Origin of the sequence: Gluconobacter albidus (assembly GCF_002005485.1) — a bacterium.
In the GTDB taxonomy this organism is placed as follows: Bacteria; Pseudomonadota; Alphaproteobacteria; order Acetobacterales; family Acetobacteraceae; genus Gluconobacter; species Gluconobacter albidus.
Genome location: NZ_CP014689.1, coordinates 906,905 through 926,365 on the forward strand (window position 1 = coordinate 906,905; position 19,461 = coordinate 926,365).

Annotated in this window: 20 protein-coding genes; 6 read left to right on the forward strand and 14 right to left on the reverse strand. The window is 61.7% G+C overall.

What is annotated here, in order from left to right:
* Nucleotides 1-4: 4 nt before the first annotated feature.
* From A0U94_RS04050 to pdxH, 6 genes are all read right to left on the reverse strand, one after another.
* Complete coding sequence (locus tag A0U94_RS04050) at nt 5-919, reverse strand: lysophospholipid acyltransferase family protein (protein WP_077802522.1); 915 nt, start codon at nt 917-919, stop codon at nt 5-7.
* Nucleotides 916-1,899 carry a tetraacyldisaccharide 4'-kinase gene (lpxK, locus tag A0U94_RS04055; RefSeq protein ID WP_077802523.1) on the reverse strand — a complete coding sequence of 328 codons (984 nt, stop codon included), beginning with the start codon at nt 1,897-1,899 and terminating at the stop codon, nt 916-918. Before lpxK ends, A0U94_RS04050 begins: the two co-directional genes overlap by 4 nt.
* A complete protein-coding gene (locus A0U94_RS04060) occupies nt 1,896-3,761 on the reverse strand; it encodes a glycosyltransferase N-terminal domain-containing protein (protein ID WP_077802524.1) in 1,866 nt (621 codons plus the stop codon). The genes lpxK and A0U94_RS04060 overlap by 4 nt, the downstream gene beginning before the upstream one ends.
* A 64-nt stretch (nt 3,762-3,825) precedes the next feature.
* Complete coding sequence (locus A0U94_RS04065; protein ID WP_077802525.1) at nt 3,826-4,554, reverse strand: polysaccharide lyase family 7 protein; 729 nt, start codon at nt 4,552-4,554, stop codon at nt 3,826-3,828.
* A 47-nt stretch (nt 4,555-4,601) separates the two neighbouring features.
* The gene (locus A0U94_RS04070) at nt 4,602-5,486 is read right to left on the reverse strand and encodes a universal stress protein (protein WP_062030297.1); all 885 of its coding nucleotides are present in this window, start codon (nt 5,484-5,486) and stop codon (nt 4,602-4,604) included.
* A gap of 47 nt (nt 5,487-5,533) precedes the next feature.
* Nucleotides 5,534-6,136: a pyridoxamine 5'-phosphate oxidase gene (gene pdxH / locus A0U94_RS04075; protein WP_077802526.1), complete on the reverse strand. Its 603-nt coding sequence runs from the start codon at nt 6,134-6,136 to the stop codon at nt 5,534-5,536.
* 448 nt (nt 6,137-6,584) lie between these two features.
* Here pdxH and fabI point away from each other — a divergent pair, with 448 nt between their 5' ends.
* Both fabI and aroC read left to right on the forward strand, forming a co-directional pair.
* Entirely contained in the window at nt 6,585-7,436 is an 852-nt protein-coding gene (gene fabI / locus A0U94_RS04080; RefSeq protein ID WP_062030291.1) for an enoyl-ACP reductase FabI, read from the forward strand.
* A gap of 1 nt (nt 7,437) precedes the next feature.
* Nucleotides 7,438-8,520, forward strand: coding sequence for a chorismate synthase (gene aroC / locus A0U94_RS04085; protein WP_077802527.1), 1,083 nt, complete (start codon nt 7,438-7,440; stop codon nt 8,518-8,520).
* A gap of 19 nt (nt 8,521-8,539) precedes the next feature.
* On the opposite strand, the gene A0U94_RS04090 is transcribed toward aroC, so the two are convergent.
* A complete protein-coding gene (locus A0U94_RS04090) occupies nt 8,540-8,971 on the reverse strand; it encodes an OsmC family protein (RefSeq protein WP_143412386.1) in 432 nt (143 codons plus the stop codon).
* Nucleotides 8,972-9,432: 461 nt separating this feature from the next.
* On the opposite strand from A0U94_RS04090, the gene A0U94_RS04095 reads away from it, so the two are divergent.
* Both A0U94_RS04095 and A0U94_RS04100 read left to right on the forward strand, forming a co-directional pair.
* On the forward strand, nt 9,433-11,286 hold the full coding sequence (locus tag A0U94_RS04095; protein ID WP_369827204.1) for a ribonucleoside-diphosphate reductase subunit alpha: 1,854 nt from the start codon (nt 9,433-9,435) through the stop codon (nt 11,284-11,286).
* Nucleotides 11,287-11,311: 25 nt separating this feature from the next.
* A complete protein-coding gene (locus tag A0U94_RS04100; RefSeq protein WP_077802528.1) occupies nt 11,312-12,331 on the forward strand; it encodes a ribonucleotide-diphosphate reductase subunit beta in 1,020 nt (339 codons plus the stop codon).
* On the opposite strand, the gene A0U94_RS04105 is transcribed toward A0U94_RS04100, so the two are convergent.
* The gene (locus A0U94_RS04105) at nt 12,328-13,194 is read right to left on the reverse strand and encodes a tRNA1(Val) (adenine(37)-N6)-methyltransferase (RefSeq protein WP_077802529.1); all 867 of its coding nucleotides are present in this window, start codon (nt 13,192-13,194) and stop codon (nt 12,328-12,330) included. The two genes, A0U94_RS04100 and A0U94_RS04105, sit on opposite strands and share 4 nt — an antisense overlap.
* Nucleotides 13,195-13,343: 149 nt before the next feature.
* On the opposite strand from A0U94_RS04105, the gene A0U94_RS04110 reads away from it, so the two are divergent.
* Nucleotides 13,344-14,399 (forward strand): polyprenyl synthetase family protein, encoded by a 1,056-nt coding sequence (locus tag A0U94_RS04110; protein WP_077802530.1) that lies wholly within the window; start codon nt 13,344-13,346, stop codon nt 14,397-14,399.
* A gap of 38 nt (nt 14,400-14,437) precedes the next feature.
* On the opposite strand, the gene murI is transcribed toward A0U94_RS04110, so the two are convergent.
* Nucleotides 14,438-15,286 (reverse strand): glutamate racemase, encoded by an 849-nt coding sequence (gene murI / locus A0U94_RS04115; RefSeq protein WP_077802531.1) that lies wholly within the window; start codon nt 15,284-15,286, stop codon nt 14,438-14,440.
* Entirely contained in the window at nt 15,286-16,032 is a 747-nt protein-coding gene (locus A0U94_RS04120; protein WP_062110386.1) for an orotate phosphoribosyltransferase, read from the reverse strand. The genes murI and A0U94_RS04120 overlap by 1 nt, the downstream gene beginning before the upstream one ends.
* Before the next feature lie 207 nt (nt 16,033-16,239).
* On the opposite strand from A0U94_RS04120, the gene A0U94_RS04125 reads away from it, so the two are divergent.
* The gene (locus tag A0U94_RS04125) at nt 16,240-16,476 is read left to right on the forward strand and encodes a hypothetical protein (protein ID WP_062110384.1); all 237 of its coding nucleotides are present in this window, start codon (nt 16,240-16,242) and stop codon (nt 16,474-16,476) included.
* 16 nt (nt 16,477-16,492) lie between these two features.
* Here A0U94_RS04125 and A0U94_RS04130 read toward each other — a convergent pair whose 3' ends face one another.
* The 4 genes from A0U94_RS04130 to A0U94_RS04145 all read right to left on the reverse strand — a co-directional run bounded on the left by A0U94_RS04130 (nt 16,493) and on the right by A0U94_RS04145 (nt 19,444).
* Nucleotides 16,493-17,788 (reverse strand): citrate synthase, encoded by a 1,296-nt coding sequence (locus A0U94_RS04130; RefSeq protein ID WP_062110383.1) that lies wholly within the window; start codon nt 17,786-17,788, stop codon nt 16,493-16,495.
* A gap of 92 nt (nt 17,789-17,880) precedes the next feature.
* Entirely contained in the window at nt 17,881-18,396 is a 516-nt protein-coding gene (locus A0U94_RS04135) for a SixA phosphatase family protein (RefSeq protein ID WP_077802532.1), read from the reverse strand.
* 27 nt (nt 18,397-18,423) lie between these two features.
* The gene (locus A0U94_RS04140) at nt 18,424-18,768 is read right to left on the reverse strand and encodes a chorismate mutase (RefSeq protein ID WP_077802533.1); all 345 of its coding nucleotides are present in this window, start codon (nt 18,766-18,768) and stop codon (nt 18,424-18,426) included.
* Nucleotides 18,758-19,444: a metallophosphoesterase gene (locus A0U94_RS04145; RefSeq protein WP_062030271.1), complete on the reverse strand. Its 687-nt coding sequence runs from the start codon at nt 19,442-19,444 to the stop codon at nt 18,758-18,760. The genes A0U94_RS04140 and A0U94_RS04145 overlap by 11 nt, the downstream gene beginning before the upstream one ends.
* Between the last annotated feature and the right edge of the window lie 17 nt (nt 19,445-19,461).

Genomic DNA, 19,461 nt, shown 5'->3' on the forward strand with positions numbered 1-19,461 from the left:
TAGCTCAACAGGGTGTTGTCATATTCCGGTACAGCGCCTTGTCCCAGCGCCGGTGCAACCAAAGCCAGGCCCCCGGAATTTTGCGGATCCAGGACTCGAGACGGTCGTTGAAAAGCTGCGTCAGGGCGAGGACGTCTTTTGCGCGATCATCCGTCTTTTCAGGCGAAAAAGGTGCATCCACCACCAGCACGAGTCTGGCAGGTCCGTCACGGCGCACATGGCCTGTGACAATCAGGGCGTCATGCCTCAGTGCGAAGACTGCGGCGGCGGACGCTGTCATGGCGGGACGCCCGAAGAGGCGGGCTTCAATCCCGTCATTCATTTTCTGGTCGCCTAGAACACCCAGATGCCCGCCTCTGGACAGGTATTTCAGGGCCGAACGTGCGCCTTTAGCCCCTTTAGGAAACATTGGTACGTCCTGCCCCATGGCCTCCTGACGCAGGCTATGGATCAGGCTGTCGACGCCGGGGTTGCTGGCAGCCCGGTAGAAAGATGCGAACGGCATGCCGTATCGGGCGACAACCGGCGGCATGAGTTCCCAGTTGCCGATATGCCCTGAAAAGAAAATGACCGGCCGCCCCGATGCCTTCGCGGTTTCAAGATGCTCCGCGCCTTCAACGCTCCATCCCGCACCGGAAGGCGTGTTGTGGGGCAGGCGGGCGATATGGGGGAATTCGCCAACCGTTCGGCCCAGATTTTCCCAGCAGTCCCGCACGATACGTCGCCGGGCCGGGGCGTCGAGTTCGGGCATGGCAAGTTGTAGGTTCCGGTCCGCTATTTTCGAGACGGGCAGCGGTGGCCCGATCGTGCGGGCGACAATGCCTCCAAGGTTCGAGGCCGCAGCTGCGGGAAGGGCGCGGATGAGCGCCAGAAGGCTGCGGACCAGCAGGGTTTCCGCACGGTACAAAAAAGACGTCATGGAGCGCTGAACAGTAGATCGAGAAGGCGTTCGGGGGCTTTCGGATCGGTCCAGAGCAACTCAACCCCGATGACTTTAACCTGCGTGCGGAATGGGAAGGGCAGTTTCACGGCATCCTTGGCGGTTGTGACCAGTGTGGTGCCCGATTCCCGGCTGAGGGCTTCAAGGCGCTGAAAATCGCGGGCCGTATAGACATGATGATCGGGGAACGGAAGTGAGCGGATGGGCGTGACGCCAGCGTCCCGCAGCATGTCGAAAAATTTTTCCGGGCGTCCGATCCCAGCGAAAGCCACGATCCGCCGTCCCTGAAGGGTGCGGATTTCGGGGCCCGGGACCAGTCTGGCCTGCGCGGTCAGAAGATGGCGTGGGAAAGTCGGGAGCAGGTTGTGCCTGTCGTCTCCGATGACAACGATGGCCTGGGCGCGGAACAGAGCGTCTGAAAGAGGTTCGCGGAGCGGACCTGCGGGAAGAACGCATCCGTTGCCGAAGCCCGTGATGCCGTCCACGACCAGAATGGAGACGTTCTTATGCAGCGTTGCGTTCTGCAAACCGTCATCCATGACAAGGCAGTCCGCCCCCTGACCAATGGCAAGACGGGCGGTCTCGGCCCGGTTTGCGCCAATCCAGGTCGGCGCGGACTGTGCGAGGAGGAGGGGTTCGTCGCCCACTTCACGGGCGGTGCTGCGTCCGGGGTTGACGTCGATGGGGCCGCGTTCGCGTCCGCCGTGACCCCGGCTCAGGATGTGGGGGTGATGGCCACGGTCCCTGAGGCGCTGCACGAGGTCGAGGGCGAGCGGGGTTTTGCCTGTCCCTCCGGTGGTGATGTTGCCGCAGCACAGGACCGGAACAGGAGCATGAAATGTGGGCCGTCTGAGGCGGCGGCGGGTAAGGGTCGTGGCGATGAAAGAAAACGGCCTGAGGAGGCGGGCGGCAAGACTGCGCGTGGGATGGAGCCAGAAACGGGGCGGGCGACCTCTCATCGTTCAACCGTTCTGAGGATGCGGTCTCGCAGAACGCTCACGACCGAGCGCTGCAATCCCGTAGTCCTGACGGGTGGGAGAGGGGATTCGAGCCATCGTGTCAGACACTCCACATCGTTCACGGTGTGGATGGTATCAGAAACCGTGGCCATTGCCTCCCGCCAGTTCTCCATTTTCGGGCCTGTTGCCGTTGGAACCCCCAGACGCAATGGTTCGAACGGATTGTGGCCTCCGCCTTTTCCGGTCAGGGAATTACCCAGAAAACAACGGTTCGCCAGTCTGTAGAACAGGCCAAGTTCGCCGAGCGTGTCGGCTAGCCAGACAGGAGTCTGTGGTGTTGGGTCCTCTCCTGCGGAGCGGCGCGGGAGGCTGAAGCGTTCTGCCAGTTCCGCGCCACGGGCGGGATGGCGCGGGACAAGGATGGTCAGCAGGTCGGGCTGGGATTTCCGGGCGCTTTCTGCGGCCTGAAGGACGAGTTCCTCTTCTCCGGGATGAGTGGATGCCGCAACAAAGATCGGGCGTTCTGTCAGCAGGGACTTGAGACGGTCATATTCCGCCTCGTCATAGGGAAGCGCGGGCGCATCCTGTTTGAGATCGCCGTCCTCGTAAACCGGAGAGGCTCCAAGCGTACGGAAACGGGCTGCATCTTCAGGCCCCCGGGCAGCCACCCAGGAGAGGTGTGACATCATGCGTCGTGCGGGGCCGTGCAGCCGGTTCCAGCGTCGTGAAGAGCGGTCCGACAAACGTCCGTTGACGAGCATGACGGGAATGTCCCGCTCCGAACAGGCTGCGATGATGCCCGGCCAGAGTTCGCTTTCAACGAAAATGGCGCCCTCGGGCTGCCAGAGGTTGAGGAAGCGCCTCAGCCAGCGGGGAACGTCATGGGGAATGAAGCGATGGAGAATCCGTTGTCCGGAGAGCGGGTGCCGCGCGACGATTTCGCTGCCCGTGACTGTGGCGGTTGTGAAAAGAAGTGTCAGCTCCGGTCTGGCGTCCAGCAGGGCTTCGGCCAGCGGCAGGGCACAGAGGGTTTCGCCAACACTGGCGGCATGGAGCCAGAGAATCCGGCCTGCGGGGCGGTGTGCTCTCCCGAGCCCCATACGCTCGCGCAGGCGGTCAGGGAGTTCCCGCCCCTTGTGCAGCCGGACTCGAAGCATGACGGTCAGGGCCGGAGCAAGCAGGGTTCCGGCCATGCGCCACAGACGGTCGCTCACGCTGGACTGACGGTGTCGCACGCTGCTTTCAGCGCGGCTGGAGAGAGTGTTCAGAGCGGTCTGGAGGGTCGGGGCGTCGGGCTGGAACAGCGGCTCGCCCATGATGAGCGCGCCGCGCCCGAAGGGAAGCGGGAAGGCCAGACCGTCCCATGAGGGCAGACGCAGACTGGTGCAGGCCATGCCGAGGGGCACTACAGCACATCCGGCAAGGCGCGACAGGACGATGGCCCCGGGCTGGACCTGTTCGGCTGGTCCACGCGGGCCGTCAGGGGTGATGCCAACAATTGATCCGTTCCGGATCTCTTTCAGAGCCGTTCGAAGAGCCGCTGCTCCGCCCTTGTCCTTTCCCTTTTTGCTAGAGGAACCATGAATGCCAATGATGCCCCAGGAGCGGACGATCTTTGCGATCAGCACACCATCCGGATTGCGGGAGACCAGAAAGCGGAGTGCCAGCCGTGGCTGCAATGGGCGGGCCCAGAACCAGAGCGCCGGGCTGAGCGCTAGGGACCGGTGCCAGAAGGCGACCACAACCCCGTTTTCGGGCGTGAGCAGTGTTTCGACCGCACGGGGAGAGCCGCTGACCTGCCAGCGCGTGGAGCGCAGGCAGATCCCAAGCCACAGGCGGAGCAGGCGTGGAGACAGGGTCATGTCGCGTCGGGTAGCACGCGACGTTACAGGGGGCAAAGACAGGGCATTTCGACAGGCAGAGCCATCAGGTTGCCGGATGATTCATCTCAAGAGACGTGAAGGTCACACGTGCTGAATCGCTGTGGCAGGGCATGTGCCAGCCGGTCTGTCCCGCGACGGCTTCGAACCACATGGCGGGGGCGGTTGCGGCCGCGGGCATGGCAAACACATTGCGGGTTCCATTCACGACGACAAGCAGTGCTCCGTCGGGACGGGAAGAGAGGCCGTAGCTGATGCTGCGATCGGGATAGATGGTTCCAGCAACGACGCGATGTGTTTCGGTTCCATTATGAATGACAGCAATGACCTGCGAACGCTTGCCATCCGCGACCAGCTGCACGACCGGCCCATGCGCGCTCTGGATCCGGCCGATAATGACGCGCTGATTACTGGGCCATGTGTCGATGTGCAGAGTGGCGGTCATGGCCGCCGGCGTCTGCTGGAAATACCATGCCCTGCCTTCGCGCAGAACAGTCGCGGGGGCCGTCTGGCCGCGAATGGACGGCTGAAGCGCATCCGTTCGCAGGGTCATGGCGCCGGTCGCGGGGTTGCGCTCATAGAACGGGCTGCGATAGCCGGCAGCAAGCGTGCTGCCGGGAACGAGGCGTAATTTGAGGCGCGCCTGCGGTTCCTGAAGGGTGAAGCTACCCGCCTGCGGTAGGGCCTGCGTGTCCATGGCCGATGCGGGAGCCAGCGCGGTGCCTGCCAGCGTGAGGGTCAGGCAGGTGGCGCAGAGGAGGCGGGGCAGGGACATGGGACGGTTCCTTCAGGTCAGCAGGTAAAAAGCGGCAACAGGCGTGTTCAGCGGCTCATGAGAACCGTGATCTGGGCGTGCTCCAGAATGTGACGGGTAACGCCGCCCAGAATCATCTGGCGCAGACGCGAATGGGAGTAGGCGCCCATACCGAGCATGTCGGCATTGAACTCCGTGGCAGCCTGAAGCAGGCCCACGCCGATGTCCCGGTTCACGGCTTCGAACTCGCGGGATGTGGCGGAAATACCGTGCATCCGCAGATAGGTCACGACCTCGTCCGCACCCGGACCGCGACGCTGATAGTCCTGACAGGTCAGGACCTGCACGGCTTCGGCCTTGTGGGCCCAGGGCAGGATGCAACGCAGGGCCAGCGAGGCTTCGGGCGTTCCGTTCCAGGCGATGGCGATCCGCCTGCCGACCGTCTTCGGCGGGGTCGGCGGTGCGATCAGCAGAGGACGTCCGCTGTCGAACAGGATGGCATGGAGCGTTTCGGAGGCGCGCGGGTCGCCGTCCTTGGCAAGATTCGGAACCAGCGTCATGTCGGCCAGACGGGAGCGCCATGTCAGGGAGTCGTGCTCCGTTCCGTTGAGGACGTCGAGGCTTGCGCTGACGCCTTCTCCGGCCGAGGAGCCGATTTTCGAAGGCTCGATGCGACGGATGCCATGCTCGTGGACAAAAGCGTCGAAAGCCCTGCGGATCTTGATGGCCCGGTGCTGCGCTTCGGTTATGGCGGTATCGATCATTTCATTGACCATGCCCGCCGAGATGCCTTCACCGGCCAGCGTTGCGACTTCGGACGGATCCGAACCGACCACGACAGCGGAAAGATGAGCGTCGAACCGGCGCGCGAAATCCAGCGCGACCGACATGACGGCGTCCAGCTCATAGGTGCCGTTCAGGGGGAGAAGGATGTTCTTGATATCGATAAGCATGGGTGAAGGCTCCCCGGCCGTAATTTTGTGACGTCGTTATGATGTATTTACGGATAAAGTCGTGTGACGTTCCATTGGTTTCCATCACGCGTCCACACGGCACGATCATGCAGGCGATAGGGACGGTCCTGCCAGAATTCGATGGCCTGGGGCAGAACGCGGAAACCCGACCAGTTGTCAGGACGGGGGATCGGGCCGTCTCCGTATTTTTCGTCTGCGGCCTTCAGGCGTTCCTCGAACGTGCTGCGTTCGTCGAGCGGGTGCGACTGGTCGGAGGCAATGGCGCCGAGGCGCGACATGCGGGAACGGCTTGCGAAATAGGCATCGGCTTCGGCGGCCGTAACGGCTTCGACCGGGCCTTCGATCCGGACCTGACGGCGGATGGATTTCCAGTGAAACAGCAGGGCCGCGTGCGGGTTGGCGCGCAGTTCGCCGCCCTTGCGGCTGTCCAGATTGGTATAGAAAACAAAGCCCCTGTCATCCACGCCCTTGAGTAACAGCATCCGCACGGACGGGTGCCCGTCAGGCGTGGATGTGGCCACGGCCATGGCGTTGGGGTCGTTCGGTTCGGCGGCTTCCGCATCCGACATCCAGGCAGCGAACAGGGCGAAGGGATCAGCCTTCAGATCAATCAGGGGGAGGTCGGACATCGGAAGCTCCTTGGAGACGGGATCGGCGTGGCAGACCCGGTGAGACCGGGCCGTCCTGTCCTGTGATCATAACGCGGCCGACCCGTTTCAGCTATCGGGCCACTCCGGGCGCAGCCATCTGTCAGGAGTTTTTACGCGTCTTTCTCATCCTGCGCCTTGATCTGGAGCAGCCGAAGGTCGGTCCAACGGGCGAAGTGGAGAAGGGTTGCAGCAGATGCATCCCTGTTGTCGGGAAAATCCGTAGCTGCGGCATCCGGATGCCGTATTCTGATGGGATTAAGAGGATGCCCACTTCCGAAAAACGTTCAGGAAGCGTCATCGCGCCGGAGTGATGCCTTAATGTCCTGTCAGAAGGCAAAAAACCGGGCAATCGTCGCAAAGTCTTGTCTGTAACGGACGCTTGTGCAACCACGACCCTCAATACGCCAACGCGATTCAGGAAATCACCATGTCTGAAACGGAAGACAATATCCCGGCACCCGTGACCGGAACCCTCATGAAGGGCAAGCGCGGTGTGATCATGGGTGTTGCCAACAAGCACTCCATTGCCTGGGCCATTGCCAGCGCCTGTGCGGCACAGGGTGCGGAACTTGCTTTCACCTATCAGGGCGAGGCCCTGGGCAAGCGCGTTCGTCCGCTGGCCGAGAGTGTCGGGTCTGAACTCGTCATCTCCTGTGACGTCAGCGATGACGACGCCATCAACACCACGTTCGACGAGATCGAGAAGGTCTGGGGCAAGATTGACTTCGTGCTCCACGCCATCGCTTTTGCGGACAAGCAGTATCTCCGCGGCCGCTATATCGACACGCCGCGCGATGCCTTCCTGCAGGCCATGGACATCTCCTGTTATTCCTTCGTCGCCGTCGCACGTCGTGCGTCTGCCATGATGAATCCGGGCGGGTCCTTCCTGAGCATGACCTATCTCGGCGCCGAGCGCGTCATGCCGCACTATAATGTGATGGGTGTGGCCAAGGCGGCTCTGGAAGCCTCCGTGCGCTACATGGCTGCCGATCTGGGCCGCGACGATATCCGCGTCAACGGTATCTCCGCCGGTCCGATCATGACGCTGGCCGCCAACGGGATCAGCGATTTCCGCTACATCCTGCGCTGGAACCAGCTCAACGCTCCGATGGAGCGCAACGTGACGCTCAAGGATGTCGGCGGTTCGGGCATGTACCTGCTCTCCGATCTGTCCAGCGGCGTGACGGGCGAGATCCATCATGTGGACTGCGGCTACCACACGGTCGGCATGAAGAACCCGGACGCTCCGGACATCGCAGCGGTCGGCTCCGGGAACTGACATGTCGGACAACAGCTTCGGGAAGCTCTTTCGCGTCACCACCTGGGGTGAAAGCCACGGGCCGGCCATCGGCTGCGTCATTGATGGCTGCCCACCCCGCCTGAAGCTGTCCGAAGAGAACATCCAGCCCTGGCTTGATCGTCGTCGTCCGGGGCAGTCCCGCTTTACCACGCAGCGCCGGGAGGCGGATCAGGTCCGGATCCTGTCGGGCGTGTTTGAAGGCCAGACGACCGGCACCCCCATTTCGCTGATGATCGAAAATACCGATCAGCGGTCGAAGGATTACGGCGATATCGCAACCCGCTATCGCCCCGGTCATGCCGACATCGCCTATGACATGAAATACGGCGTCCGCGACTATCGCGGGGGCGGCCGCTCCTCGGCCCGGGAGACCGCCATGCGGGTTGCGGCGGGTGCCGTGGCGCGCGTACTGCTGAAGACACTGGTGGGCGAGAGCGTGAAGATCCGTGCCGCCCTGACGGGCATTGGAGGGCAGACCATCGACCCCTCCCGCTGGGACTGGGACGAGGTTGAGCGCAATCCGCTGTGGTGCCCGGATGCGGACTCCGTGGCGTCTTGGGAGGCGCTGCTCGATTCCGTTCGAAAGGATGGTTCGTCCATCGGTGCGACCGTTGAAGTCGTTGCGGAAGGTCTGCCAGCCGGACTCGGTGCGCCGGTCTATGGCAAGCTGGATGCCGATCTGGCAGGCGCCATGATGGGGATCAACGGCGTCAAAGGTGTCGAGATTGGAGACGGCTTTGCCGTGGCCGCCCTTCGTGGCGAGCAGAACGCCGATCCGATCGCGCCGGGCCCGCAGTTTGCGTCCAATCATGCCGGTGGCATTCTAGGCGGTATCTCAACGGGACAGCCTATCGTGGCGCGCTTTGCGATCAAGCCGACCAGCTCAATTCTTACACCCGTTCCTAGCATCACCCGCGATGGCGAGTCTGTCGAGGTGATGACAAAGGGGCGTCACGATCCCTGCATTGGTATCCGGGCCGTTCCCGTAGCCGAGGCGATGATGGCCTGTGTGCTGGCCGATCATCTGCTGCGCGATCACGCCCAGTGTGGCTGGGGTCGCTAGACCCCCGCCAGCCGGCGCCTCAGCCTTCGAACGTGGCGTCCAGCGTAATCTTGGCCTTGATGACCTGTGATAGCGGACAACCTTCCTTGGCCTTGTTCGCAATCTCAAGGAACTGCGTCTCGGAGGCTCCGGGGACCTTGCCGCGCAGCGTCAGGTGAGACTGGGTGATGGCAAAGCCTTCGCCGGACTTGTCGAGCGAGACGGTCGCTTTCGTTTCCAGTGATTCGGCTTTGAAACCGGCCTGTTCGAGCATCATGGACAGCGCCATGGTGAAACAGCCTGCATGAGCCGCGCCGAGCAGTTCTTCGGGGTTCGTGCCGGGCTTGTCTTCAAAGCGCGTATTGAAGCCATAAGGCTGGTCGTGCAGGGCGCCGCTCTGGGTGGAAATGGTGCCTTTGCCGTCCTTGAGACCGCCGGTCCAGTGTGCCGAAGCTGTCTTTTTGATGGTCATGATGCGCTCTTCCGTTTTGTGGGCTTGGATCCCCAAACGCGGTGTTGTCCGGATCGTTGCTCGACGCGATGTTCACGAAATTTCCCAATTCTGTGACCGGTATCACACACCGGGAAAATGCCCCGGGGGAAAACTCTTGGGATAACAACGCTTAGGGGCGGTTTTCTGCGATCAGCACTATATCTAGGGGAATTAACGAATTCCTTCCCTAGATATGGGATGGTTCAAATTCACAGCTCGTCCGATTTTGCAAGCGAACTTCGTGCTTGCGATCGGGTTCGGAGTGATGGAAATGAGTGCTCGAGATACCAGAAATAGATGCCCGGCGGAGACAACGAATGACCCTTCATGACGTGACGATGGACGTGTCCGACAAGGCCGATCGTGCCCATGATGTGCGTCCGCCTGTTGACCATCCTATTGGAGAAGCACCTCTTTCGGCCGATGCCGATTTCGGGGACATGTTCGACGATGTCGTGCAGCTTCCGGGTCATCACGCCGTGCGGGTGGATCGTTCGCGCGATTCCCTGCTGACGGATTTCGGCAAGGCGACTCTGAACAACCGATACCTGCTGCCGGGCGAGGACTATCAGTCGCTTTTCGCGCGCGTGGCGTCCTATTACGGTGCGGATGCGGGCCATGCGCAGCGGATTTATGACTATATTTCCCGCCACTGGTTCATGCCCGCGACGCCCGTTCTGTCCAATGGCGGAACCGAGCGCGGACTGCCGATTTCCTGCTTCCTGAACGAGGCTGAAGACAGCCTTTCGGGAATCGTGGGACTGTGGAACGAGAACGTCTGGCTGGCGTCCAAAGGCGGCGGCATCGGGTCCTACTGGGGCAATCTGCGCTCCATCGGCGAAAACATCGGCCGCAATGGCAAGACGTCCGGCGTCATTCCCTTCATCCGCGTGATGGACAGCCTGACGCTGGCGATCTCGCAGGGCTCGCTCCGTCGCGGCTCGGCGGCGGTGTATCTGCCGGTCTGGCATCCGGAAGTGGAAGAATTCGTCGAGATGCGCCGTCCGACGGGCGGCGATCCGAACCGCAAGGCGCTGAACCTCCATCACGGCGTACTCGTGACGGATGCGTTCATGCGTGCGGTCGAGGCAGACGAGGAATGGGCGCTGCTCTCGCCGAAGGATCACAGCACGATCCGCAAGGTGTCGGCGCGGGGTCTGTGGATCCGCATTCTGACGGCCCGGATGGAGCAGGGCGAGCCCTACATCATCTATTCCGACCATGTGAACCGCGCCCGTCCGGAGCATCACAAGCTGGCCGGACTGGAGGTGAAAACCTCCAATCTCTGTGCCGAGATCACGCTGCCGACCGGTATCGACCATCATGGCAAGAATCGTACGGCCGTGTGCTGCCTGTCCTCGCTCAATCTCGAGACCTGGGACGAGTGGAAGGATGATCCGCAGTTCATCGAAGACGTCATGCTGTTCCTCGACAACGTGCTGCAGGACTTCATCGACCGCGCACCGGACGACATGGCGCGCGCCAAATATGCTGCCGCGCGTGAGCGTTCTGTGGGCTTGGGCGTAATGGGCTTCCATTCCTTTCTGCAGGCCCGGATGATTCCGTTCGAGTCCGTGATGGCGAAGGTCTGGAACCGGAAGATTTTCGAATATATCCGCAAGCAGGCCGATGCCGCGTCAAAGCATCTGGCGGAAGTGCGTGGTCCGTGCCCGGATGCCGAGGAATACGGCTTCATGGAGCGCTTCTCGCACAAGCTCGCCATCGCCCCGACGGCCTCAATTTCCATCATCACGGGCAATGCCAGCCCCGGAATCGAGCCGATCAGCGCAAACGTGTTCCTGCAGAAGACGCTTTCGGGCTCGTTCTCGGTGCGCAACCGCCATCTGAAGACGATTCTGGAAGAGCGCGGTTACGATACGGACGAAGTCTGGTCTGCAATCACGCTGAACAAGGGCTCCGTGCAGAACCTCGACTTCCTGACGCAGGACGAGAAGGACGTGTTCAAGACGGCGTTCGAGCTCGACCAGCGCTGGGTTGTGGAACATGCCGCCGACCGTGCACCGTTCATCTGTCAGGCGCAGTCGGTGAACCTGTTCCTGCCGGCCGACGTTCACAAGCGTGACCTGCACCAGATCCATTTCCAGGCGTGGAAGAAGGGACTGAAGTCCCTTTACTACTGCCGCTCCCTGTCCGTGCAGCGCGCCGATGCGGTGTCCACGCTGGCGGTGAAAAGCGACATTCTGGAAGACGAAAAATACGAAGCCACGGCTCAGGCCGCTCCGCGCGGCGAGATGAGCAGCGGCGATTACGAAGAGTGCCTGTCCTGCCAGTAATGGTGGGATGCGAAAGGACGAGATCATGAGCGACACGACCCCGACGACCGGACATCAGGCCGAACAGCATTTCGACCTGATGACCGCCAACCCGGTCTACAAGCCCTTCCGCTACCCCTGGGCCTATGACGCCTGGCTGACCCAGCAGCGCGTCCACTGGCTGCCCGAGGAAGTGCCGCTGGCCGATGACGTGAAGGACTGGCACCGGACGCTGACGGCAGCAGAACAGCATCTGGTGACGCAGATTTTCCGCTTCTTCACGCAGGCCGACGTGGAAGTGAATTCCGCGTACATGAAGTACTACAGTCAGGTTTTCAAACCGACCGAAGTGCTGATGATGCTGTCGTCGTTTTCGAACATCGAGACGATCCACATCGCTGCGTACTCCCATCTTCTTGATACCATCGGGATGCCCGAGACCGAGTATTCGGCCTTCCTGAAGTACAAGGAGATGAAGGACAAATACGATTTCATGCAGTCGTTCAACATCGACAACAAGCGTGAAATCGCCAAGACGATGGCGGCTTTCGGGGCGTTCATGGAAGGACTTCAGCTTTTCGCGTCCTTCGCGATCCTGCTGAACTTCCCGCGGTTCAACAAGCTCAAGGGCATGGGGCAGATCGTGTCCTGGTCGGTGCGTGACGAGACGCTGCACTGCCTGTCCATGATCCGCCTGTTCCGGACGTTCATCCGCGAAAACCCGGAACTGTGGACAGCCGATTTCCGCGAGGAACTCACACAGGTCTGCCGCACGACGGTCGAGCACGAAGATGCGTTCATTGATCTGGCGTTCGAGATGGGGCCGGTTGAGGGTATGTCGTCCGACGACGTGAAGGCGTATATCCGCTTCATCGCCGATCGCCGCCTGACACAGCTTGGTCTGGACCCGATCTATGGGCAGGAAAGCAATCCGCTGCCGTGGATTGATGACATGCTCAACGCCGTCGAACACGCCAACTTCTTCGAAAACCGTTCGACCGAATATTCCCGTGCCTCCACGTCCGGCACCTGGGAAGAAGCGTTTGAAGGCAACGTCTTCAGCTAAAAACAGGGTCTGGAGAGGTCCTGACCTTCGGGCAGGGCTTCTCCATCTCTCAACACGCGTTCTGCAGCGGCTGTAAAGCGGCCGTCTGCTTCATGCAGGACAAGTCCGGCCCGCAGCCGGAAGATCCCGCGGCCTCCATGGACCGCGCGGACCAGAACCAGTTTCGCTTCACGGCCCGCTCGCGGCCAGAAGGGATAAAGCTGGATCGAGCCACATCCATTTTCCAGTAATGTCTGACACGCTCGGTCCGCGATGGCCGTGGACAGGACGAATGTCAGCGTGCCGCCCGGAAGCACCCATTTCGTCAGGGCGCGGACCCAGTCTTCGGGTGCAGTCGTCTCGGCACTCAGGGCCAGACGGCGTCGGCTGTCGGGCGAAGGTGTGCCGTGGGGGCTGTGCCAGGGGGGATTGGCCATCACATGATGGAAGCGGCCATTGGCGGTCGGGGTGAGGGCGCGCAGGCTTTTGGGAATATCGGGCAGGTGGGCCTGAAGGACCTGAAGCCGCGTTGCGCCATCGGGATCGGCATTGGCCCGGATATTACGTTCCGCCAGTTTCAGGGTCTCGGGATCGGCTTCCAGCCCGACTCCGCTTATCTCTGCAAGACGGGCAGCCAGGCACAGCAGGGCCGCGCCAGCCCCGCATCCGGCTTCCAGAACCGTCTCACCACGTTTTGCTGGAATGGAGGCTGCCATCAGAACGGGCTCAAGCCCCGTCCTGTAGCCCTCGATGAACTGGTCGTAGCGCACGCGTCCTCCCAGCAGGGATCCTTCTTCCCGTACAGGCGCCTGTACGGAAAATGCGCTCGCGGAGATGGGGTTCGGAGGGGGCAATGGGTTGACCGTCTTCCTGCTGCCGCTCATATGGTCTTTCCAACCTGTCGTCCGGCGTTACATGGTCCGTTCGTTCTTGTCGCGACAGGAGAGAAAGAACGGGCTACGCCACATCATATCGTGCCCGTGCGCTCCTGGGCCAGTCCCCGGAGCCGTTGCGGGAACTGGAGTAATGACCCTTGGATTCTGCCGCACCGGACGTTTCTGCGACCGTTGATAAAGCTGTGCTCAGGGATGCAGGGAGCGAGAGCGCCCTTTCCGCTCTGTCCGCCTATCTGGAACAGGACATGCAGGCCTGCAACCGCGCCATCATCGCGCGGATGGAGAGCCCGGTCCCGCTCATTCCGCAGCTTGGCGCCCATCTTGTCGCTGCGGGCGGCAAGCGGTTGCGGCCCCTGCTGACACTCGCCGCCTCCCGTCTGTGCGGCTACCAGTCGACTCCGGAAAACCAGCGGCACGTCGGTCTGGCGGCCTGTGTGGAGTTCATCCACACAGCAACGCTGCTTCACGATGATGTGGTCGATGAGAGCAACCTGCGACGCGGGCTGGCGTCGGCCAATGCGGTCTTTGGGAACAAGGCGTCCGTTCTGGTGGGCGACTTCCTGTTCGCACGCTCCTTCCAGCTGATGACGGCGGACGGTTCGCTCAAGGTTATGGCGATCCTGTCCGATGCTTCGGCAACAATTGCCGAGGGCGAAGTCCTTCAGATGGTGACGCAGAACGACCTCTCCACGCCGGTTGAGCGTTATCTGGAAGTCATTCACGGCAAGACGGCAGCCCTGTTTGCAGCGGCCTGCCGCGTCGGGGCAGTTGTTGCCGATCGTCCTGAAGCGGAAGAAGTCGCACTGGACCGTTTCGGCACCAATCTGGGCATGGCGTTCCAGTTGGTGGACGATGCGCTCGACTATGCCGCCGATCAGCAGGTTCTGGGCAAGACCGTTGGTGACGACATGCGCGAGGGCAAGATCACGCTGCCAGTTCTGGCCGCCTATGAAGCTGGTTCTCCCGAAGACCGGGCGTTCTGGGAGCGTGTCATTGAAAAGGGTGAGCAGACGGAAGCCGACCTGCCGCACGCGCTGGCCCTGATCGAGAAGACCGGCGCGATCGCCACGACCATCGCCCGCGCGCAGGTCTATGCCGCCGAGGCCGTCGAAGCGCTATCCATTTTCCCGGAGAGCGAACTGCGTCGCCTGATGACGGAGACGGTCCAGTACACCGTCGATCGCGCCCGCTGAGGCGCCTCAACCCCGACCCGTGATCGGGTAGGGGTTTTTCAGCTTTCCGCTGTCATGAGCGGAGCGGGGGCGGTGAGCAGCTCCCACCCCCTGAAACCGAGCCTTGCGATGGCGGCCTGAAGCCCGGGTGCGGTGTGCGGCAGTCGGGTCATGAGGAAACGTCCTTTCTGCGCTGCTACTGCTTCGTGAGGCGTCGTCTGAAGGACGGTTCCGACCTGTCGGGCGACGGCGAAAGCCGGGTCCAGCCAGCGTACACCGGCTGGAGACAGGCGTTTAAAGGCGTCCATCAGGAAGGTGTAGTGAGTACAGCCCAGCCCGACCGTATCAATCTCGCCGCCATAAGACTGCCCAAACAGGCAGTCCAGTTCGTGCTGCACGTCCGCATCCGCGATAATCTCACCCAGAAAAGCACGTTCCGCCAGATCGGCCAGTCTGCGCGCACCATGAGTAATCAGACGGCAATCCGCAGCGAACTCCTGATGCAGCCGGAGTGTGTAGGGGCGTCGTGCAGTGGCGGAGGTCGAAAGCAGGCCGATCACGCGGGTTTCTGAAACACGTCCGGCCCATCGGATGGGAGGGACGCAGCCGACCACCGGGATGCTGAGTCGTTCACGCAGGGCGGGAAGGGCGATCGTGCTGGCGGTATTGCAGGCAATGACCAGCACATCGGGCTGGAGCCTGTCGCAGGCCGCGACCAGCAGGCTGACGATGCGCGATGTCAGCAGGTCATCCGGCTGTTCGCCATAGGGGAAGAGCTCCGTATCGGCGAGGTAGTCGATATGAAGGGCGGGAAAGAAGTCGCGCAGGGCCTGCACGACGCCCATCCCCCCGATGCCGGAGTCAAAAACCAGACTCCGGCCTGCTGGCACGGATGCGCCAGTCTCCATCAGGCTTCGGCTTTGGCCTTGAGAGCCAGCGCTTCTTCCGCGCTGCTCACGCCACCATGCTTCTTGGACCAGCCGCACGGGTCTTCGAGGAAGCGGCGGACCTCGGCGCTGTCTTTTTCAGAGAAATAATTTGCTCCGGCACAGGCTTCCAGAACGTCCCACCAGGTGCACAGCGAATGGAGCGAGATGTCCATGTCCGCCAGCGTTTTGTGAGCGCCAGGGAAGACGCCGTAGAAGAAGACGACGAAGGTATGGTTCACGATCGCGCCCGCATCGCGCAGGGCATTGGCGAATCGGATCTTGGATGCGCCATCCGTCGTCAGGTCCTCGACCAGCAGGGTGCGCATGCCTTCGGGCACATCGCCTTCGATCTGCGCGTTACGGCCGAAACCCTTGGGCTTCTTGCGGACATAGGCCATCGGCGTCATCATCCGGTCCGCGATCCAGGCCGCGAACGGAATACCAGCGGTTTCGCCACCCACGACGGCGTCGATGCTTTCATAGCCGATGTGACGGCCGATTTTCTCGACGGCCAGTTCCATGATCTTGGTGCGCGCGCGCGGGAAGAAAATGATCTTGCGGCAGTCGATATAGACCGGAGACTTCCAGCCTGACGTCAGGGTGTAGGGCTCTTCCGGGCGGAAGTTGATGGCCTTGATCTCCAGCAGGATACGGGCCGTGGTGAGGGCCGCGTCGCGGTCCCACTGGGTGCGGCCCGCCATCGGGCTTTCGGCGAACTGGGTCATGCTTGTCTCCGCTGACGTCGTTTTCTCGTGGTTTACCGGCCTGTCGCCGGGAAGGGTAGGGGCAATATCGCCCGCTTTTGGACTGTGTGAATTTTATCCGCTGCCTGTCAGTGTCACAGGCTGTTCCGATCTTCCTGCTTGCATGGGAGGCCGGGGAGTTCTAGGGAGAGGTATCGATATTCATTCTCATTTACGGCAGGATCAGAAGTGAGCATAGAGACCAGCCGGATCGGCCGGAAATGCGAACGCGCTGTTGTGACGGCCTATCAGGAACTGCGGGACGTCGGTCAGCCCGATATGCAGGCCTTCGCCGCCTGCACGACGCTGTACCGCATCCATCACCCCGAATCTTCCGTCAAGGAAGCCCGCCGCCTCGTGGCGGAATGGATCGACCACCACGTCGTCCGTCAGGCCAGAGGTCAGACCCCGGGCTGCGACTGCTGAATTTTGGAGAGGAGCCTCAGCTCCTCTCGCTCATCGGGATGAAACTCCGCTCCGCCGCACCGATATAAAGCTGTCGGGGGCGGCTGATGCGAACGGACGGTTCCTCGATCATTTCCTTCCACTGACTGACCCAGCCCACCGTCCGCGCGACAGCGAACAGGACGGTGAACATGCTTTTGGGAATGCCCAGAGCCTTGAGGATCAGCCCGGAATAAAAATCCACATTCGGATAAAGGCGACGGCTGACGAAATAGTCGTCCTCGGTCGCCACACGCTCCAGCTCCATCGCCAGATCCAGAAGCGGGTCGCGCTTGAGGCCCAGCTCTTCAATGACTTCATGGCAGGTCGCCTGAAGGATTTTCGCCCGCGGGTCGAAATTCTTGTAGACGCGATGGCCGAAGCCCATCAGGCGCACGCCGGAATTGCGGTTCTTGACTTCATTGAGGAATGCCGGAATGCCGTCGCGGCTTCCGATGGATTCCAGCATCCCCAGAGCCGCCTCGTTCGCGCCGCCATGTGCAGGCCCCCAGAGGGCGGCTATGCCTGCCGCAATGCAGGCGTAAGGGTTCGCGCCGGTCGAGCCGACAAGCCGCACCGTCGTCGTGGAAGCGTTCTGCTCATGGTCGGCATGCAGCAGCAGGATGCGATCCATCGCGCGCGCCAGAACCGGATTGACGCGGTAATGGTTACCGGGCCGGGCAAACAGCATGTGCAGGAAGTTCTCAGAGAAGGACATCTCCTCATCGGGATAGATGAACGGCTCGCCGATGGAGTATTTATAGGCCCAGGCTGCGATGGTCGGAACCTTGGCGATCAGACGCCGGGCGGAAAGATCCCGCGCCTCGGGCTGGGAGATGTCCAGTCCGTCATGATGGAATGCGGATAGAGCGCCGACGGTCCCGCACAGGATCGCCATGGGATGCGCGTCGCGGCGGAAGCCGTTGAAGAAGTTCCGGATCTGCTCGTTGAGCAGCCGGTGGGTGTTCATGTCTTTGCTGAAGGTCTGATACTGCGTGGCCGTTGGCAGTTCGCCATAAAGCAGCAGATAGGCGGTTTCCGTGAAGCTCGCGTTGAGGGCCAGATCTTCGATCGGATAGCCGCGATGGAGGAGGACGCCTTTGTCGCCGTCAATATAGCTGATGGCGCTGGTGCAGGTGGCGGTGCTGCCCAGTCCGGGATCGAAGGAAAACACGCCCGTTTTCTGGGACAGGGCGCGCATGTCCATGACGTCCGGACCGATCGTCGCTTCCAGCAGCGGAAACTGGCGGCTGAGGCCATCGAGGCAAAGGGTCGCGGAACGATTTTCGGACATGCAGAAGATAACCCGCCTGAAATGTAAGGATGTTGTTCTGTTTTATCTCCGAAAGGTTTTTTATGTCCAGAGAGCCCCTCTGGACGGATCTTTCAGGGAAGAAGGAGTGTGGCCGGTTGAATGGTCGACGGACGGACGTCCAGCCACTCTCCCGGAATATCGAGAATCGTCAGGCCCGCGAGCGGATACCCCCGATAAATAGCCGAGAAGTGCGTGCTCTGAAGGGCCGGGCCGAGAAGGTCGCAGGCGAACTCGCCAATGGTCGGGTTATGCCCGACGATCAGAAGCGTTCGTACCGCTTCTGATGTGGCATGTACGAGGCCGTAAAGCGTGTCCGGGGTTGCCGCATAGAGACTGTCTTCGATCGTGAATGCAGGCATCTGATCCAGTGCATCCAGCACACCCTGAGCCGTCTGTCGGGTGCGGGTGGCGGGGCTGCAAAGGATCTGTATCGGATCGGACAGATCGCGCGACGCAAGCTGTATGCCGATGCTTGCGGCCTGTTCTCGTCCTCTGGACGTCAGGGCTCGGCTACGGTCGCCACCTTCCGTCAGGACATGCGGGACAGCTTCCGCATGGCGCAGAAGCAGAAGGCGGCGCAGGGGCATCAGTTCTGGATCACCCGCTTTGGGCCATCAGCCTTCCGAAGCCCTGCGCGCGCTGGCGGCGATGGCTTCGTGATGGCGGATGACTTCGTGAATGACAAAGGCCAGAAATTTTTCGGCAAAGTCAGGATCGAGATGGGCATCGCGGGCAAGCTGGCGCAGGCGTTCGATCTGCCGTGTTTCGCGGGACGGGTCCGCAGGCGGAAGATGGGCACGGGCCTTGAGCTGTCCGACTTCCTGCGTGCAGCGGAACCGTTCCGCAAGCATATGGATCAGGGCAGCGTCGATATTGTCGATGCTGCCGCGCAGGCGTTCGAGTTCAGCCAGAGCGGGATCGGGGTTGCGGGATGTGGAAGACACAGGCTCAGGGCTCATTCAGATCAATCCATGCAAGATGGCCGCCTTTTCCGGCACCAAGATCGGTAAAGACGGCCGTGCCCCCCAGACGTCCCGTCCGGCGCCAGGGGCGTCCGTCGGTCGAGCGGCGGTCATGGCCGACATAGACCGTCATCCCTTCGGGGATGCGGTTGATCCAGGTCAGGCGGCGTTCGGGATAGCCATCCGGCTGCATGCGGCCGGTGGTTTCTCCAAAAAGGGCGCGGGACAAAGGCGCGGACATCTCGCCCAGACCCGGCACGGAAGAGTGGGACAGCATGGCAGTGTGAAAACCGCCATGCACAAACAGGGAGCGTCCGATCCGCAGCCATGTCGGCGCTTGGTCGATCGCCCTGTAAATGCGTTCGGGGAGACCTTCGTACTCAGGCAGCGAAATCTGACGCAGGGTTTCCTCAAGCGGAGGATCGCGTCTCAGACGGCGGCCTTCAAGGGCACGACCGAGTTTGCGGTCATGATTGCCGAGAATGAAAAGCCCGCGCTGCTGTTCCAGAAGATCAAGCATCAGCTCCATTACGCCCGCACTGTCAGGTCCGTGATCGACGAGGTCTCCGAGCTGGATGACGAAGCGTTCCGTCGCCGTTGCATGCCGGAAAGCGTTCAGATCACCATGCACGTCCCCTACCACGCGGATGCCGTGTTCACGGATTCGCGTCATGACGGGGTCGGGAAGGG

Bases quoted from the DNA above. Each gene is read 5' to 3' on its own strand.
- A0U94_RS04050 (WP_077802522.1), bottom strand. From the start codon at position 919: ATGACGTCTTTTTTGTACCGTGCGGAAACCCTGCTGGTCCGCAGCCTT.
- lpxK (WP_077802523.1), bottom strand. From the start codon at position 1,899: ATGAGAGGTCGCCCGCCCCGTTTCTGGCTCCATCCCACGCGCAGTCTT.
- A0U94_RS04060 (WP_077802524.1), bottom strand. From the start codon at position 3,761: ATGACCCTGTCTCCACGCCTGCTCCGCCTGTGGCTTGGGATCTGCCTG.
- A0U94_RS04065 (WP_077802525.1), bottom strand. From the start codon at position 4,554: ATGTCCCTGCCCCGCCTCCTCTGCGCCACCTGCCTGACCCTCACGCTG.
- A0U94_RS04070 (WP_062030297.1), bottom strand. From the start codon at position 5,486: ATGCTTATCGATATCAAGAACATCCTTCTCCCCCTGAACGGCACCTAT.
- pdxH (WP_077802526.1), bottom strand. From the start codon at position 6,136: ATGTCCGACCTCCCCCTGATTGATCTGAAGGCTGATCCCTTCGCCCTG.
- fabI (WP_062030291.1), top strand. From the start codon at position 6,585: ATGTCTGAAACGGAAGACAATATCCCGGCACCCGTGACCGGAACCCTC.
- aroC (WP_077802527.1), top strand. From the start codon at position 7,438: ATGTCGGACAACAGCTTCGGGAAGCTCTTTCGCGTCACCACCTGGGGT.
- A0U94_RS04090 (WP_143412386.1), bottom strand. From the start codon at position 8,971: ATGACCATCAAAAAGACAGCTTCGGCACACTGGACCGGCGGTCTCAAG.
- A0U94_RS04095 (WP_369827204.1), top strand. From the start codon at position 9,433: ATGTTCGACGATGTCGTGCAGCTTCCGGGTCATCACGCCGTGCGGGTG.
- A0U94_RS04100 (WP_077802528.1), top strand. From the start codon at position 11,312: ATGAGCGACACGACCCCGACGACCGGACATCAGGCCGAACAGCATTTC.
- A0U94_RS04105 (WP_077802529.1), bottom strand. From the start codon at position 13,194: ATGAGCGGCAGCAGGAAGACGGTCAACCCATTGCCCCCTCCGAACCCC.
- murI (WP_077802531.1), bottom strand. From the start codon at position 15,286: ATGGAGACTGGCGCATCCGTGCCAGCAGGCCGGAGTCTGGTTTTTGAC.
- A0U94_RS04120 (WP_062110386.1), bottom strand. From the start codon at position 16,032: ATGACCCAGTTCGCCGAAAGCCCGATGGCGGGCCGCACCCAGTGGGAC.
- A0U94_RS04130 (WP_062110383.1), bottom strand. From the start codon at position 17,788: ATGTCCGAAAATCGTTCCGCGACCCTTTGCCTCGATGGCCTCAGCCGC.
- A0U94_RS04135 (WP_077802532.1), bottom strand. From the start codon at position 18,396: ATGCCCCTGCGCCGCCTTCTGCTTCTGCGCCATGCGGAAGCTGTCCCG.
- A0U94_RS04140 (WP_077802533.1), bottom strand. From the start codon at position 18,768: ATGAGCCCTGAGCCTGTGTCTTCCACATCCCGCAACCCCGATCCCGCT.
- A0U94_RS04145 (WP_062030271.1), bottom strand. From the start codon at position 19,444: ATGACGCGAATCCGTGAACACGGCATCCGCGTGGTAGGGGACGTGCAT.